The 16,359-nt window shown below is 58.5% G+C and carries 16 protein-coding genes; 3 read left to right on the top strand and 13 right to left on the bottom strand.

Annotated features, from left to right (window positions below; translation table 11 throughout):
• Positions 1 to 3: 3 nt before the first annotated feature.
• Genes AC0V7N_RS15190 through AC0V7N_RS15180 form a run of 3 tightly spaced genes read left to right on the top strand, consistent with a single transcriptional unit; the run spans position 4 to position 1,958 of the window.
• Positions 4 to 837, top strand: a complete 834-nt coding sequence (locus AC0V7N_RS15190) for a thermonuclease family protein (RefSeq protein WP_475458810.1) — start codon at positions 4 to 6, stop codon at positions 835 to 837.
• A gap of 19 nt (positions 838 to 856) precedes the next feature.
• A complete protein-coding gene (locus tag AC0V7N_RS15185; protein ID WP_475458808.1) occupies positions 857 to 1,075 on the top strand; it encodes a hypothetical protein in 219 nt (72 codons plus the stop codon).
• A 49-nt stretch (positions 1,076 to 1,124) separates the two neighbouring features.
• Positions 1,125 to 1,958: a DUF8758 domain-containing protein gene (locus AC0V7N_RS15180; protein WP_475458806.1), complete on the top strand. Its 834-nt coding sequence runs from the start codon at positions 1,125 to 1,127 to the stop codon at positions 1,956 to 1,958.
• On the opposite strand, the gene AC0V7N_RS15175 is transcribed toward AC0V7N_RS15180, so the two are convergent.
• The 13 genes from AC0V7N_RS15175 to AC0V7N_RS15115 form a co-directional block, all read right to left on the bottom strand.
• Positions 1,909 to 2,388 (bottom strand): DUF488 domain-containing protein, encoded by a 480-nt coding sequence (locus AC0V7N_RS15175; RefSeq protein ID WP_475458804.1) that lies wholly within the window; start codon positions 2,386 to 2,388, stop codon positions 1,909 to 1,911. The genes AC0V7N_RS15180 and AC0V7N_RS15175 overlap by 50 nt on opposite strands.
• A gap of 274 nt (positions 2,389 to 2,662) precedes the next feature.
• Positions 2,663 to 3,394: a hypothetical protein gene (locus AC0V7N_RS15170; RefSeq protein WP_475458802.1), complete on the bottom strand. Its 732-nt coding sequence runs from the start codon at positions 3,392 to 3,394 to the stop codon at positions 2,663 to 2,665.
• A 538-nt stretch (positions 3,395 to 3,932) separates the two neighbouring features.
• On the bottom strand, positions 3,933 to 5,138 hold the full coding sequence (locus AC0V7N_RS15165) for a hypothetical protein (RefSeq protein ID WP_475458800.1): 1,206 nt from the start codon (positions 5,136 to 5,138) through the stop codon (positions 3,933 to 3,935).
• A 344-nt stretch (positions 5,139 to 5,482) separates the two neighbouring features.
• Positions 5,483 to 5,821: a hypothetical protein gene (locus tag AC0V7N_RS15160; protein WP_496627934.1), complete on the bottom strand. Its 339-nt coding sequence runs from the start codon at positions 5,819 to 5,821 to the stop codon at positions 5,483 to 5,485.
• Between the two features lie 148 nt (positions 5,822 to 5,969).
• Positions 5,970 to 6,248: a hypothetical protein gene (locus AC0V7N_RS15155; RefSeq protein ID WP_475458797.1), complete on the bottom strand. Its 279-nt coding sequence runs from the start codon at positions 6,246 to 6,248 to the stop codon at positions 5,970 to 5,972.
• Between the two features lie 266 nt (positions 6,249 to 6,514).
• Complete coding sequence (locus tag AC0V7N_RS15150) at positions 6,515 to 6,733, bottom strand: hypothetical protein (protein WP_475458795.1); 219 nt, start codon at positions 6,731 to 6,733, stop codon at positions 6,515 to 6,517.
• A gap of 100 nt (positions 6,734 to 6,833) precedes the next feature.
• Positions 6,834 to 7,325: a hypothetical protein gene (locus AC0V7N_RS15145; protein ID WP_475458793.1), complete on the bottom strand. Its 492-nt coding sequence runs from the start codon at positions 7,323 to 7,325 to the stop codon at positions 6,834 to 6,836.
• Positions 7,326 to 8,770: 1,445 nt separating this feature from the next.
• Positions 8,771 to 9,904 (bottom strand): substrate-binding protein, encoded by a 1,134-nt coding sequence (locus AC0V7N_RS15140; protein WP_475458791.1) that lies wholly within the window; start codon positions 9,902 to 9,904, stop codon positions 8,771 to 8,773.
• Between the two features lie 65 nt (positions 9,905 to 9,969).
• Complete coding sequence (locus AC0V7N_RS15135) at positions 9,970 to 10,242, bottom strand: hypothetical protein (protein ID WP_475458789.1); 273 nt, start codon at positions 10,240 to 10,242, stop codon at positions 9,970 to 9,972.
• Positions 10,243 to 10,332: 90 nt separating this feature from the next.
• Positions 10,333 to 11,910 (bottom strand): HD domain-containing phosphohydrolase, encoded by a 1,578-nt coding sequence (locus AC0V7N_RS15130; RefSeq protein WP_475458786.1) that lies wholly within the window; start codon positions 11,908 to 11,910, stop codon positions 10,333 to 10,335.
• A 351-nt stretch (positions 11,911 to 12,261) separates the two neighbouring features.
• Positions 12,262 to 12,693 carry an XRE family transcriptional regulator gene (locus AC0V7N_RS15125; protein WP_475458784.1) on the bottom strand — a complete coding sequence of 144 codons (432 nt, stop codon included), beginning with the start codon at positions 12,691 to 12,693 and terminating at the stop codon, positions 12,262 to 12,264.
• A gap of 515 nt (positions 12,694 to 13,208) precedes the next feature.
• Positions 13,209 to 14,231: an IS110 family RNA-guided transposase gene (locus tag AC0V7N_RS15120; protein ID WP_379105863.1), complete on the bottom strand. Its 1,023-nt coding sequence runs from the start codon at positions 14,229 to 14,231 to the stop codon at positions 13,209 to 13,211.
• A 150-nt stretch (positions 14,232 to 14,381) separates the two neighbouring features.
• A complete protein-coding gene (locus tag AC0V7N_RS15115) occupies positions 14,382 to 16,358 on the bottom strand; it encodes a UvrD-helicase domain-containing protein (protein WP_496627933.1) in 1,977 nt (658 codons plus the stop codon).
• Position 16,359 lies beyond the last annotated feature (1 nt).

Below are 16,359 nucleotides of genomic sequence, written 5' to 3'. Positions count from 1 at the left end.
GCTATGGATCGATCTCGCTACGACAACCAGTCTGATCAATGGCGCAAGCGGCAAGGCGCGCAGCGGCGACGTGCACGTCTGCTGGCGGGCATTCCGAAGCGGCTTGTCTTCGTGACAGTGGCGGCGACGGCCGCCTATGTGACGCAGTTCGTCGTGCAGCACAGTGAAGGCGCCCCCGACCTGAAGGTGTCGCACTGGATTGGGCGATCGCCGGAGCCGATCGCCGGCGTCGCCTCAGTCATCGACGGCGACACAATCGAAATCCACGGGCAGCGCATCCGCTTCAACGGCATCGACGCGCCGGAGTCCGCGCAGCAGTGCGACGACGCCAAAGGCTTTCGATATCAGTGCGGCGCAAGGGCCGCGGCGGCACTCGACCGGTTCCTGGCCGCCTCGAGGCCGGTCAAATGCGAGTTCGTCAGTTGGGACCGCTACGGCCGCTTTGTCGGCGACTGCCGGCGCGCCGACGGCACCAGCGTTGGCGCGTGGATGGTCGAGCACGGCCAGGCGCTCGATTGGCAGCGCTACAGCCACGGCGCTTACGCGGGGCAGCAGGCTAAGGCCGAGGCGGCGAAGGTCGGACTGTGGGCCGGAACGTTTCAGACACCCTGGGAATGGCGCGCGGGGCATGCGGACGGCGCGAAGCCGGCTGCCAGCAGACCGTTAGGCATTATCAGCCGGCGGCTAGTCGCGCAGAGCGGCTATTCATGCGAGCCCCAGCGGACGTGCAAACAGATCGGCTCATGCGAGGAAGCCAACTGGTATCTGCAGAACTGCCCGTGGGGCGGGAAGCTCGATCGCGACAAGGACGGCATTCCCTGCGAGTCGCTTTGCTGAACGGAGTTGGGGAAGCGATATGCGAGTTCTATTGATCGTGTGCCTCAGCGGGGCGCTGTTCTACGCCTGCCAACGTCTCGTCGAAGTCGAAAACCAACGCTATGCATTGCTTCTCGGCATGTGCCAACGGCAGGATTTGATCGTGCTCCACGATATGGGTTGCCTCGCCAAGGTCGAGACCCGCACGTCATGGGCATGGAACCTCTATTACGGGTTGTTCGGGAATCTTCCAGCTTAGCTCTATCGCCCACTTGAGGGCTCTGCGGCGCTTTGGAGAGGTTACGTGGATGGTGACGAGAACCGCCAAAATACTGGTGCTGTGCAAAACCTATCCGTCGCCCAGCAGCAAATATTCTGAGACATCATGCGTAGCTGGAATAGAGGAAACTGGTTCCCTGATCAGGCTGTTTCCGGTGCCGTTCCGGCTGATCAAGGATGACCAACAATTCAAGAAATGGCAGATGATCAAAGCCACGATCGAACGGGCGAGAGATGATAACCGCCCCGAAAGCCATCACATAAAGGTCGACACGATTAAGAAGGTTGGCGCTCCGCTCTCAACCAAAAATGGGTGGGCCGATCGGTGGGCGTATATAAGCAAGGCGTCTATCTTCGACGATTACGCCGCAGTCGAGGTATCTCGGAAAACCGTCGGTAGCACACTGGCATTTCTGCGCCCGTCGGAAATCATTGGGCTCGACATCACAGCCGCAGCGAACTCGGACTGGACGCCCGAGGAGCGAAAGAAATTATTGCAGCATCAGCAACAGGCTGGGCTATTCGACGATGCAGACGCTCCCGCAATCAGAACCCTTCGCAAGCTGCCACACGACTTCCACTACCGCTATCGGTGCAATGCAGAGGGTGTTGACGCAGAATATCGGCACAAAATCGTCGATTGGGAAATTGGCGCTCTGTATTGGAATTGCCGGCGGGGATACGGCAAAGATTGGGAAGCCCCCTTTCGAGCCAAGCTAGAACGCGATCTGCCTGCTGCCGACCTCATTTTCTTGATGGGAACGATTCACAGGTTTCCAGATCAATGGCTGATTGTCAGCCTGGTTTACCCACCTAGGCGGCAACCGCCTCAAACGGCTCAACGATCTCTGTTTGATCTCTGAGATGGGCGATTGAGGATCCTGTCTTGCGGGCAGCCGCTCTCGCCACGTATGTCCGATGGCAAAAGTTGTGGTCGGCTTCGAAGCACACTAGGCATGAACTCTGCGATCGAATGAGGCTGGCTAGTTCGTCAACGGCCGCGTCCTGCCCCCCCAGGTACTGCAAGAAGCTCGTTGTATATATCGACCAACTCCCATCTCGCTTGTACCGGTCTCGAACGGCCTTTGGGCACCCCATTGTTTTGGCGTGAACATAGGAAATTCCGGCGCCGGATAGCGCTTGCTCAAAAGCCACTTTCGAGAAGCCGCGTTTCCGAGACAGGGGCGTCGCTCGCACATCAATGACCAGACCGACACGTGCCGATTGTAGCCTCTCGATGAAACGTTCAATGGTCAGCCCCTCATACCCGAACGTATAAATGCGTGTGGCCATGCAATGCCTCCTGTCTGCTGACTTATAGCGAGATCGACAAAATCTGGAAGACAGGTCGATTGATTGTGTGGGGCCACTGTGTGGGACGCAGGCCACCAATAGAAAAAAACATCGCTTAAGTGCTTGATTTCTTTGGCGCACCCGACAGGATTAGAATCTGTGACCTCTGCCTTCGGAGGGCAGGCACGACGATTGGCCGCTGATTACGAGCCGCAGCACGGCTCCCAGACCTCGGCGATCGGCTGGCCTCAGTTTTGATGATGGGCTCGCGAACTCAACTCGGATTGAGCTTCTCGACACGTTCAAGGAGGTTTCTTGCCGAATTGTGATTCCAGAGGCCTGAACGCGGCGAGAGGACACCGGCCTCGTTAAGTGCGTGGGCCAAGGCTGATGGTGAAACTTTCGCACCGGGCATTAGTTTCGCCATTTGCGATCGAACGAAGTCCGCGAGTTCGCGTGCAAATGCGTCAGCCTTGGTCTGGTTTGCCAAGTTGCCTCTCTTCCAGTTATCGGTCGAAGGTTTCTTTCGGGTGGCTGCTGAGTTCAGTCCGCCCCTTATAGACTTTGCACGGCTTACCCGAACTACCACGGCTCGGTTCATTAAGTTGTTTCGCATCTCCGTCGACAGTGATCGCCAATGGTCGTCGCGACGCACGTCCCAAATATCAACGAGGATGGAATCGAGGGCTTTCACACACCCAACGATTTTCTCCGCCGGAGTTCGAGATAGCGACTCCGAAACATCAGCCATGACTAGTGAACATGTGAGGTCTCCCGCGAGGTGGAGCGCCGTTCGGAATTCTAGGCCTTCGGTAAAAGCTGTTCCGGTGTGAGTCGTGGTCTGAAAAAGTGTGTGGGCGAGGTGATAATCATTAGCTGCGGCCCAATGTTGGATCATCCTGCGCTGTTGGTTCAGCCAAGTGAATTTGCGTAATTCTGAATCCGTGCGGGGTTGTCTCCTCACGTGGCTAAAGTAGAATGCCACAAATTGCTTCTGATCTGTCATTGCAATGACTGCACTATGTTCAGTGTTTTCAATTAAGTCTGCTGCCTCCGATATTTCACCCACCAGGTAGGGAGAATGCGCGACTTGAGCCGTTGTCGGGGAAGCGTCACCAGAGCACACATCGCGAATTCATGCACAAAGAATGCTCGACGACGCTCGGAGCGCGCCCTTAGCTTCCCCTGAGCGAACCTGATGTGCTCGTACACAGTATCGAACTTGTTGCGATACAGAATACGAAGTCGCCCCCGGGCGCAGGCGAATAAACGGAACGAGCTAGCATTTTCCGAAACAGCCAGACGGGCGGTATCGAACGCATCTGTCGTTTTCTGAGCCTTCATGATCCAGTCAACCTTGTCGGACGAGAACTTTTGTCCACGCTGTGAAGCGCGTTGCGAGCGTTCCGGGCGCTCTCGACTCGTTGTCAGCGTTGTGTTTGCGGAAAAGGCAGGCTTTGGCATCTAATAACTTGTCTTAGTCCAACAGCGCGTAACACCCAACATGGACCAAATCCCAGTCCCTCTGTGTATCTCACCTGTCTCTACGAAATCGCAGCCGCGCCGACACCATTACCCAGGTGACGCAGTGCCATCAGCACACGAGCCGTCAACGCCTTGTAGGCGACCATAGGCACGTCTTGAGGTGTCGACCTTGCAGCCGGAGCGTTTCCTATCTCTCTTGCCTCTGTGCGCATGGTCATCTGACGCGCTCCGGTTCGCCTAGCTCTTGCATCGTCCATGGCCTTTAGCCCTACAACGCCGCTATTCAGGAATTTGGTTCGGCGTTCATTCTCTCTGAGATGGCTTAGAGTAGCGTGGTTACCCTTTGGCAGCGCACCCGCATCTGCAAACGTCGGCAGCCTGAACTGGAAATACCGGCCTTGAAATGTCTGGAAGCGGAATGCCATCAGGCTTGCCATCGTGTCGATGCCTATGCTTCGCAGTTCGGCATTCGAAAGCGTCACCTCAATTCTCACTCGCCGCTCATTCTCCGCGAGAATTAGGCGCTTCCCGGTGGCCTTGTTCTGCTGGTCCATGATCTTTGTCATGGTGCGCCACGACGGTGAGGCTGTCTTTGCGCCCACGTAATAAGATGAATCGGCCACTGCCGGCCGATCCTTGTCGATGGCTAGAAGCAGTTCGTCGTTTCGGTCGGGTCTGCTTTTTTGGGCAGCGAGCACGTGCGCAGTTTTTTCTTTACCTTTCCCCCAGGTGAAACGCGGTCGATCAGACAATTCCGAAATAACATCCCGGCCCGGAAGGTGACTTCTGACGAGAACGCCAAAGATCCTCGCCAGACTGACGTCCGAGGGCACCTTCGGACGAAAGTCCACGCTGATCTCCAGGTTCTCGACCGTGGTTGTTTGAGCCAATCCCCACCTGCTGTCGATTGCGAGCTCAGCGGCCTGTAGGTCCTTTATTTCCGGTTCCTGAAAGCGGACGCGAAATTCCCGGTACTGGACTTCGTCCTCGTTCCGGTCCTGCCAAACGAACGACCTGCTGCCGATGGCCTTCTCGAGTTCAACGAAAATCCACCTCCATTGGGTCGGCCTTACCGTCTGGAAAACAAGATCGACCCAGTCGATGACCGCGCTCGTGGTGTAGGCATTGAAATCGATCTGCGGCTCGAGCGTCAATCTGCCCCGCAGACGACGTTGGACGTTGGCCAGCCTTCTGCACAGATAGCCGAGCTCTGCGGCTGCAGAGCCATCTTTGTTGGTCAGAGTGACGTTCGCGCGTAGAGGCATCTGCTTACTTTCATTCTTTCATTCATGGCCGGTATCACAAGTGTGGCCTGGCTCACGCTGTTGAGGCCGACGTAGCTCACTCGACGCCACGGGGGAGCGCAAGATCAGTAGCCACGCTGTCAGGGAAGCTTACCTGGGGGTTTCGTCGCCGATCCAGCACATTGCGCTTTCTCAAGCACGCCGACCGGTGGCAAGCTTCTCTGACAGCGTGGCCTGCATGGATGGAATGTGCCCGCGACTTTCATTTGTCGCGGCGTCCGATCTGATAGTCTGGCTTGACCATTATCGCGCGGCCAGTGTTTGTGTGAGCGGACGCCGGTTGGCCCGGCGTCGATCAAATCAAGCTACTGCCAGAGCTCGATATTGGGATCGTTCGCCATCGGCTGCGCAACGAGCCTGCCTACCTCTTCAAGCACCGTATCGATCCTGGAGTATTCAACCCACTTCTTTGATGGATAGGGTTCGATAGCCCAGAGTGCATCACGAATAAGTTCCGCTCTTTCACCGACAATACGAAACCTCCGCAGCGTCACTAAAATTCGAGAGTGGTAGGGATCGCAGCGTCCGTGCCATGTCCAAGTATCATACCTATCGGCCGGCAATGATATTTCGACAAGTTCGCGTATCACGGCATCGATAATAGGTCCCGGCAGGTAGTTCCTGCCGGGAAATATCTCAGGCATGCCTATGGTGCCATAGCAGTCCTTGATCGCCTTGGCATTGCGGAACTTCGCAAAGTCATGGGTGTCGTGACTGGCGCACTTGAACCGCTTGGCCGTAGTCCACGACCACGGCTTCGGCTTCTTTTCCTTTTGCTACGAACGGTCGCCATCACGCTGCACTCCCGTTCTTCGTTGCGGAGCAGGAACGGTCATCTTTGCCCTTTCTGTAGTCGTCTTTGACGTCATTGACTCTGGCGTTGTCTATTCCGCCAAGTATGCCGCCACCTGCTGGGGACTCCAAAGCCAGCTCCGTCAGCACGGCTTGTAGTCGTGGATGAATGTGAATTTCACCGTTCTGGAGTACCTCCACCATAACAAATACTCGACCGCTTTGTTCATCTACTTCGAAACGGCATGCCTCAATAGCTGCGTCGATCGCTTTTTTCATGTTCGTATTCTCCTGATTGAAGTTGGAATTTGATCTGGATTCGCGATATAGTGAAACGCCCACCGAGCCGGCGGAGGTCAGCAAAGATTCCCAATTTTTGTTGCTTAAGACGTGCGGAAATGATCCGTTGCCTTGCACTCACTGCAAGGCGACGTGCTTCCACACTGACCGGAGATATTGCTGGTTGTGGATGTCGGCCGTCAGGGCAGAAATGCACCGGCGATCGGTATCGCCGGCGCTTGTCCACCCAAATTTTGGTCCCCGTATTAGGCTGGTGAGGTAGGCGGCCGGTGTCCTGTGGCGCCTTCGAACAAACCTTCCAGGAAGACCACGCGGATCTGCAAGTCGAGCCGGGTCATCATCTCGATACGGTTTTTCAATCGAAGCGTTTCGGTCGCCTGGATTTCGCCTGCGGGATGTGGACTGGCTCGCTGGATATTGGGCGCAGTTGCCAGTGCGGCTGGCACCATGGTAGCATGTGTCATTGAGACTTCTCCTGTTGATGACGTCATTGGGAATTGTCAGTTTCCGGCATGACCATGGTTGCACCCTTGGTCGTGCCGTTCGTTTTATGCCTGCCTGGTTCTACAGCTCCCCTTTGATCTGATATTCCGACAATGACCACCGAATGGTCTTGTTGAGCCGATCGCGGATTTTGCTGAGTCGCACGATATCTGCGAGAGCTTTTTGCTTCACAAAATGATCCGTGAGGTCTGCATTTTCGAGGTCGGTTATAGCCCGCTCGATCTCGCGCTTTTTGTAACGGTTGATGATGTCGGCGAGCGTGCTGGCTGCATCCAGTAGGGAACCCACCATTCGCTCTGCGCGACCAAGTGATCCGCGATAAGGTTCATCCCATTCCTCGCGCCACTGTGGATCGTCACTGCCAAAGGTCGGTGGCTCGATACCCACGGCATCGAGAACTTCCTCCGCCACGCTCCACACATGTTCGTAGTCCGCGAAGGCCACGTCGAAAGGTACGCTGAGATAGTCCTCGGTAAGATCTGGCGCGCCTTCCTGCGCTCGGCGTTTCCGCTCACGATAATCGCGCTGATATTCTGCCGGTGTTTTGATCATATTCCCGCTCCTAACTTGACGTTATTTAACACTAACGCGTTAAATGTCAAGAGACAATAATGAAGGAGGTTCTGGCGCAGTGAGGTGCTCCGTCGCTAAACGCCGAGGAGCTTCTTGTCGCCGCGAGCGACGTGTGTCAGGCAAGCTCCCAGGAGAGCTCCAGAACTGGACTGCTGCACTGGGCCACTCGACACTACGGCGCTCTCTGACGGTCACCCCTGACAGCGTGGCGTGTGAATTCGGCGCCCTGCGACTGATGCAGTGATGCGAGACCTCGCGGCACTCCAGGCATCGGTTAGTTCACGGACTTCTGCCGATCCTAAAAGACGATGCGCCTTGGATGAACGGTCATCGAGAATAATATCGACTGAGAAAGCCACCGGTCCGAGATCGCAGCACATCGGGGCTGCTTTACCGGGCAAACGAGAACTCAAGTCCTTTCGCCCAAGTCTCGCATCTCTCCCGAGCACCGGCAATCGGCCCACGTAAATGCATCTATTTATGCGTGGCCTGTCAGAGCTTTAGCTCATCAGCGGGTTCCGAATTCGGAGAGACGTGAAATAGATTCCTTGGGGTATCGAGGCTTGTAGCGCCCGATGCGCCCAGCCGCCAGCCGCCACCGCGGTAGCCTCCTCAGCACGGCGCAGCTCCGGGATTCCAGCCGAAGTTGACAGATACTCAAAAGCTGGTTTTGGGCCTCGGTTTGTCAACTTGATGTAAACTTAGGGTAAAGCGCGCTCTTAAACCGTAAGAGAACGCACGGCTATCTGGTTGACAGAATTGGTTCCGGATAGCGGGCGATCGTGAGGGTAAGTTGACGTTTGTCAACTTGGGCCTTGATCAAACCTGTTCCCTTTTAGACGTCCAGCCCGCGCCCCACACAAAGCGGTGCATTGATGATATTTTTGCTCCGGCAACAAAAGGCATACCCTAGATCTCACCATGAAAAACCTAGGACTTCCATCTGTGGGGCTCATCCAGTCTCGCGAATAAAGTCGATTGGTTCCGGAAACCGGGCGGAGCCTCGTCAGCTGCCTCTCATGGCATGCCTAATCGACACCCGATTGGGGAAGTGGTGCGCTTGACAATGTGCGCCGACGCCGCTGCTGGCGGGACTGACCGAAAATGCGCTCCATGCTCGCGGTCCGCGCTTGGGCTTAAAGGTAGTAGGGTTGAAATCAGTTGGCCGCCAATGGTCCAGACAGATAGGAAGCTTCCGTTCGGCCATCTAGCAGAACGAGCATACTGCGCCAGAAGCGGACATTGAACAGGCTCGAGATATTTGCCCGTCAGCGACCTTGAGTCCGGCGTCGCAGATAGCACACTACTGACCTTGCCAGTCGCTTTTGTCTGCGTGACTGGAACAGCCGCTACCTGCTCGGTTGAGTGGCGAGGGCAACCATCTACCCCCGCCACCTGGAAGAACAGTGATCGACGCCACTGGCTCAGTTCGCGTCTCTGAGTTGGAGTTCCGCAGTAAGCACCCGTTCGTTCGGATCGATTAAACCCAAGTTCTTCACGACCCGGAAGCGACCGCGCCGTGCCTGCGCGATATACATGGTCATGCGAACATGATGCTGGCCAGGGACCATTTCAGCCGGGCCACCCGGCCCCTCACTGATGCGGGCGTGATCGAGCGCCCGAATGACCGCGTCTCGCTCCACCGTGCCCGCTTCGTTCACCGCCGCTTCCCACATCTTGATCGCCCGGTAGTGGCCGGTGCAGCCGCTGCCTGCGGTCAACATGGCGCTGCCGGGGAATCGATGCTGGTAGCGACGCAAGAGCGCGCGGCCAAACGGATCCTCCAGTTCCTGATAGTAGTCGAGGCAGCTGTAGAGGCCCTCGATCTGCTCGGACGGCACGAGATTGAAGAAGTTCTCGTCGAAGTAGGTGCAGATGATCTTGCCGCCCCGCTTGCCGAAACCGGCCTTGTGCAGCTCGTCGAGGAACGGCGTGAGGCCCGGCGGAACGAGGGTGTTGAACACCACTTCGGCGCCACTCGTCATGATCTGCTCAACCGTGCGCCGGAAATCGGTGGTATCGAGGGGGAAATATTCCTCACCGACGATCTCGCCACCGTTGGCGCGAACAACCCGGCTCGCTGCCTTGTTCAGCAAATGGGGCCAGATGTAGTCGGCCGATGGCAGGTAGAACTTCTTCGCCCCGGTGCTCTTCATGAACCATGGGATCAGCGGCTCGACCTGCTGCGCGGGCACGGGACCCGTGCAGAAGATCAGGGGATCGTTTTCCTGTCCCTCATACTGCTCGGTGTAGATGTAGAGCGTCCTGCCCCGCGTAACTGCCTCGCTCTTGATGGCCTGTCGGGTCGAGCTGTAGATGCCGCCGACGACCACATCGACCTTGTCGACGTCGATCAGTTTCGCGGTCCTTGCCTTGGCGACGCTGTCGGTGGTCTCACCGTCCTCGACGACGAGCTCCAGCGGCCGACCGAGCAAGCCGCCCCTAGCGTTGATGTCGTCGACGAGCATGGTGGTGAGGTTGGCATTTGCGATGCCCATGAAAGACAACGGGCCGGTGAGTTCGGCGATAAGGCCGATCTTGATGGGTTTCGGATCCATTTGATTTCTCCAAATCTGGGGTTCGTCGGGCGCGTCGCCGCCGGGCGGCGCGCGGCGCGGGGAGCTCAGGCCTCGTAGTGGCCGAGCAGCAGTGCCGCCTGAGGCTTGCCGACATGGCCGGCTTCCTGCAAGATCGCCGGCACCTCCGGATCCGACACGAAATTCTTCCAACCCTCGGCGTCCCAGTCGAAGATCGCCCAGACGCGGTCGGGCTCGCTGGGGTCTCGGAAGACGGTTGCGCCGTTCGAGCCGTGCAGCCGGCGCTTGTCGGCGCCCTTGGTCGAAAAGATGCGGATGAAGTGGTCGACGTCCAGCACTTTGGTCGTTGCGAGAAGCATCTGATTTCCTCCTGTCGGTCGCGGCCACCATTGGTCCGTCGACAGGATCACGATGCGCGCCCGCAAGCGGGTGCACATGGGGTGGATTCCCTATGCCTGCGTTTCGCCCGGTCGGATAAGACCGTGCTCGACCGCATAGAGCGCGGCCGCGGCGCGGGTAGTCACGCCGATCTTGGAATAGACGCTCTGGATATGGTGGTCCGCGGTCTTGGGCGAGATATCGAGCTTGCTTGCCGCTTCCTTCACCGTAAGGCCGGCGGCGATCAGCCGCAGCACCTCGATCTCGCGTGGCGTCATGCCAGCAAGCGCCCTCGGCAGCGCTCGGCGCGACGGCAGCCCCGAGAAGGACAACACGGCCTCTGCGGCGTCAGGGCAGATACAACCGTCACGCACAGCGGCGCGCAGCTGTGCCGCCGCCGCCTCGCTGGACAGCGCCTTGCGGTGCGGACGTTCCTCTCGCGATGTCTGGAAGGCTTCGGCAGCGGCCAGGATCCTTGCCGCCGGGGACAGGTCTGAGCCGCCGACCTTGCGGTGATAGCCCGAGCCATCCAGGCGCTCGTGATGGCGAAGCACGAGGGCAGCCATCGCATCGCCCTCGCGGCCGAACGAGGCCAACGCCCGTTCGCCGTAATAGGCGTGAAGCTGCGCCGCGTCGCGCTCGCGCACCGAAAGCGGGCCGTTCCGCATCCAGGTCGCCACCGGGACCACCAGTTCGCCGATATCATGGATGCAGCCCGACCAGCGCAGCGCCCGAACGTCAGGGTCGGGCAACCCGATCCGTTTCCCCGCACCGGTGGCAAGTTCCGACACCATCCTCGAATGGCCCTGCGTAAACGGCATGCGCATGTCGATCATGTCAGCGATGGCCAGGAACGCCTCATCGCAGGCTGCCTCATCCAGTGTTACCGGCGGATCGGGCTCAAGCGCCAAAATGGTCTCGCGGTCGACCGTCGCGCCGATGCCATCCATCAAGGCCGCCGCGTTAGCCGAGACGAGCCGGGCTAGATCCGCTTCGTATGGGCCATCGCCGCGCCTGGCGATGGTTTCGGCCATCCCCTCGATGCCGACGGCTTCGCTGAGCGCAATGGCATCCTGCGCTAGCGTGATCAGGCGGACGGCCGGCAAGACATCCTCGCCGCTCAGCCCACGCGGCAGGCCCTTGCCGTCCCAGCGTTCGTAGATCTGCCCGAGATTTCGCCGGATCTCCTCGGACAGGCCAAGCCGTTGGCCGATCCGCTGCGCGACCTCGCAATGCGCGGTGAGCACCGGGCGGGCCACCGCGAGCGCCTGCGACATCGCGGCCTCGATCGCCTTGCCCTGCGCGTCAGGCTCGAGATCGTAGTAGAACCGTTTGAAGGCCTGCACGAAGACCCTGCCCAGTTCCGCACGATTGCCCATGTCGAGACCGACAAGATCTTGGCGAAGAGCGATTTCGTCGCCGAAGGTGGCCGACAGAAGGTCCGTGTCGGCGTTGCAGCCGACATAGCGCAGCATCGACTGGTGGTAGGCATTGCGCCGAACCTCTTCGGAAACACCCGCAAGATCGGCGATCCGCATTGCAAGCACGCAGGATTTCAGCGCGAAGTCGCGAGAATGGCCAGTGGCGAGGTCCGAAGCATAGGCCAGGACCATCATGAAGTCCGCCCGGCGCATCGAGACGTCTGTCATCGCACACCCCCAGTAAGCCCTATGCTAGCCCTGTGGGCCGCCAATACCTAGGGGAAAAATCCCAAGCCTGATGTCGATCCTGCGAGAAACAGAACGTCCGTGTTGGTCAGATCGCGTCATGCAACGCTCGCAACTGAATGACCGCAACGGGGTGGAACCCGGTCACTTACGGTGATCGGGTTTCTACCCTGGCACCTGTGGTCGTTGGCGCCACGCTTCTCAATCGCGCTTCACATGCGAGCGGCACCGACATCCACCTCCTCTCGCCCGACACATCATCAACAGCATGGGAGCGAATGCCGACAGGCGAGGTTTCGACCCAGCGTCGTTGGATTGCTCACACGGCGGCTGTCATTGACCCGGGTAGGGTCCGATCTTCCCAAAAATCGCACGCAAGATCTTTGCGCGCTTGGCAGTTACGGGTGGATTAGTATTGTCGGAGGCTTTGCGAAGCGCCTCAATCCATAAAACCTCGTTCTCGCTCACGACAGTTCCGAAAATCTGCTTGATCGCCACCAACGCGCTGCTCTCATAGTATTGTTCGAGCGCAAGGAGGAAAAGTCTCGCAGGGTCGCACTCCAGCGCTTTCGCCAAACCGGGCACGCGGTCAAACGGAACTTTCGCGGCGCCCGACTTTATCATCGAGAGAAAATTAACGTTGGTGAACCCAGCTTCAGCCGCAATGTCTTTCTGGCTCTTTCTCCTCTTCAGCAGATCGATGCGACCTTTTATGAATTTTGCGATTTCCGTATTGGCGTTAGGATGGCTTGAAGGCATACTCATTTTGTTTATCACTTTCTTTATTTCATACGTTTACTTTCTATCTATAGCAACATTACTATGGGTACGTGTATTGCGCGCAATCATGACAAGGAAATATGACTCCGCTCGTGTCACCAGGACAGATCGGAGACATGGCCTAGGGCATTTACGTGCGGAGATCTCAATCTTAGTTCAGGCGTCGCGGCATTCTCGAAGCCCGCCTGGTGGACGGATCACAGCGGCCATACATTGAGCGACCGAAATGGGGCCGTGTATGGACGGCTCTCCGTTGGCAAGGGATTTGTGAGCTTTTGCAGTTGCTGGTTGGTGCGGCCATGTATCCGACCTGTAGGTGCGGCCTTTCATGTGCCGCTGGCCATAATGCCATTCGCGCGTTTCAGGTCCCGATCGAAAGCTCGCACTTATGGTGCACGGCCCCAGTGGGTTTTCCTGATCCGGCGGTTTCAACCGGCTTTGTGCATTAGCTCCTGTCCGCCCTTTCCAACCTCGTTGGCGATCCCGCGCCTTGTTTCGTTCTATGCGATGACCGGCTCCCTGTAGCGCTCGCCGCCGGTCATCAATGCCCAGACCATGCGGGCTGTCTTGTTAGCCAGCGCAACCGCCGCGACCTTGGTTGTTCGCCGCGCCATCAGTTGCACCAGCCATGGCCGCCTGGTCCCGTTCCGTTCGGCATAGCGGATGACCGCCATGGCGCCGACCACGAGCAACTGTCGCAGGTAGCGATTGCCGGCCTTGGAGATGCTGCCGAGCTTCTCCTTGCCCCCGCTAGAGTTCTGCTTCGGCACGAGCCCGATCCAAGCCGAGAGGCATCGCCCCGACTTGAACGCGTGCGGATCGGCGACGGTCGCAACGAACGCACTCGCCAGCAGCGGGCCAACGCCCGGAATCTCCATCAACCTGCGACCCAGTTCGGTCTCTCGCGCACTCGCACGGACCCGGCGATCGTTTTCGAGGATCTGTTCCTTCACGACACGAAGCTGTGCTTCCAGCATCCTCAGGCAAAGCCGTGCGTCGGCCGGTATCCTGGCATCGTTCTCGTCGTTGATGACCACGAGAAGTTGCTCAATTCCATTACGCCCGATCGGCGCCACGACCCCGAACTCGGATAGGTGCGCCCGCAACGCGTTCGATATCTGTGTCCGCTGGCGGTTGAGCATCAATCGAACCCGGTGCAGCATCATCACACTCTGCTGCTCGGGCGACTTCACCGGCACGAAGCGCATCGTCGGTCTTGTCACGGCCTCGCAGATCGCCTCTGCATCTGCAGCATCATTCTTCTGCCGCTTCAGATAAGGCTTCACATACTGTGCCGGCAGCAGCCGCACATCATGGCCACGTGCAGTCAGTTCTCTCGCCCAATAATGCGACGAACTGCAGGCCTCGATTCCGACCAGGCAACGCGGCAGGCTCTCAAAGAACGGCAGCACACGCCCACGCGTCAACTTCCTGCGAACTGCAACCTCACCAGCCGCATCCACGCCGTGGACTTGAAACACGGACTTCGCAATATCCAGACCGATTGTCGTAACGTTGCTCATCATAGCGCTCCTCCAGCTCTAATCCCGCGATCATACCGCAGGAAGGGAGGAGAGCCGTCCACCGCATCAGGAGCAGACCTTCCGAATTTGGCCCGAGGGACCGCTAAGCGGACGTCAGGTGACTAGACTAGTTTCTGACGTCAATGTTTTCTAAAAACTCGCGGTCAGATCGATGACCGTCCATCCCTGCGCCTGAGCGGCCTCTCCTACGGCCGCCGAATGCGATTTGCGCAGCGCGAGGCCTAGCAACTCGCGCGGCCTAGTGATACCCACGAAGACATTTGTCGCGGCAGTGAGCGCTACCCCTGTAAAGGCCTCGTTGCTAATGCCGAACGCACGTGGAAGTACTGTAGTCAGGTCAATGCACTGCTCGTCTGCGCTACTGCCTTTCCAAACCTCGCTCTCAACGACGAGAATGCCGTCTACGCTCTTGCCCTTGACCGAGTGGATCGACCCCAGCCGCAACGTGAGATCGTCGAACTGCACCTGTTTTGTGGAACGGCGGTAGGGGTCGGCGAGATCGGCCTTTTGCTCAGCGACAAAGGCGCAAAAATCCGCGATATCGCCCTCCGAGCCCTGCGGAGGCGGACTGAAGAGCGGTAGCAATGCTACCATGAACGCCAGCCATGCCTCCTCTTCCCAAACGGCAGCGCCGGCAAGCACATGGTCCCGGAGCAGTCGACGTATGGTGCGCGGCAACGCGAGGTCCCGGTGCGCAAGCGCCGCCCAGACATTATGCGCGGTGACCGGACGATCACTCGCCGCTTTCCAAGCATGAGCACGCGCCAGTTCAGCCACTCCAACGCAGAGCATCTCACTGACTTCTGAGGGAGGTCGCGCCGCAGCGTGGTGTACCGCAGCCTTCTGAAGCAACCGGCAAAGGAGGTTCGCTTTCGATCGAGACCCGCCCTCACTGCGATATGCGGGATGATAGTCGACGAGACTTTTCGGCTGCCACGCTCCTTTCTTGCCGGCCGGATTGTGACGTGACGCGACCGCCCAGACGTCGCGTGTGCAGCAATCACTGCCCCACAGCGCCCGTGCCTGTTCAGCGAAGGCTCCGAGAACCTGTCCGATCGTAGCTTCATCGAACAGGAATATCACCCGCGACGCCGGCCGTGCGCCCAACCCTACAATAGTCTGAGCCTGGCGCATGGTCAGCCGGCTTGCAAAACTGGCGATCTCTCCGCCGAACCTGCGGCTCGTATCGAGAGGGATGCAACCGGGACCTGGCGTCCAATTGGCCGGCGCCGCTCCATCGTACTCATATAAAGTTTGATTGATGTCCCCGAGACGCTGGAAGGCCGCCCCGTCTTGCTTGAACACGTGCTCCAGCAACCGAAGTTGGTCGCCATTTGTGTCTTGGGCCTCATCAAGAATGACGAGCGGAAAGCGGTCGCGAAGCCGCTCGGCGAGACTCGGTTTTTCGCGGAGCGCACGCCACGCGAGCACGGTCATGTCGGCATAGCGATAGAGCCCACTCTTGACCATCGAGGCTTTGAGCTGAGCCAACGCGATACCGCAGGGCTTATCGGCGCCGTGCTGCCCCTTACGCCTGCGCACCTCCAAAGATGATGGGGATATCGCGTCATCCGAAAAAGCAGGATCAAGATCCAGATGGGCTATCCAATCCTCAAGCCGTCGCCTGAGCTTAAGTTTCGGATTCTTGGCCATTCTGTCGAGTACCCCCCAACCGGGATAACGCCGTAGCGCCTCGGCCGCAAACGCATCATCGTCGATCTGACGCAGGTGCCAACCCAGGCCTCGAAGATAGGGCAAGGCGAGGTACTGGTTGATGAACACAGTGACCGTGCCGGTGAAATGGGGATAGGCCATCAGCCGCGCCGCAGTCGGGTGACGGGCTATCAAGTCTTCGACTTCCGTCCGCGCGGCATTGGTATGCGAGATGACGCAGACACCCCGCCGGCGGGTCGACCAGCTACGCGAAAGCAGAGCGAGCTTTGCCGCCAGCAGCGTTGTCTTGCCATTGCCGGGCGCGGCCTGGACGTCACAAGCGGTGGCCTTCGCCAGGAAATCGGTCTGGCTTGGGTCGCTGAAATCGCAGCCGCCCAATTCGTCGCCAAGTTCGGCGAGCAGGTCAGGTGTGAGCGGCAGGATCTCGAACATG

This window comes from Mesorhizobium kamtschaticum, from assembly GCF_056174585.1.
The sequence above is the reverse complement of the archived record's forward strand: the minus strand, read 5'-3'. Positions and strand labels throughout refer to the sequence as shown.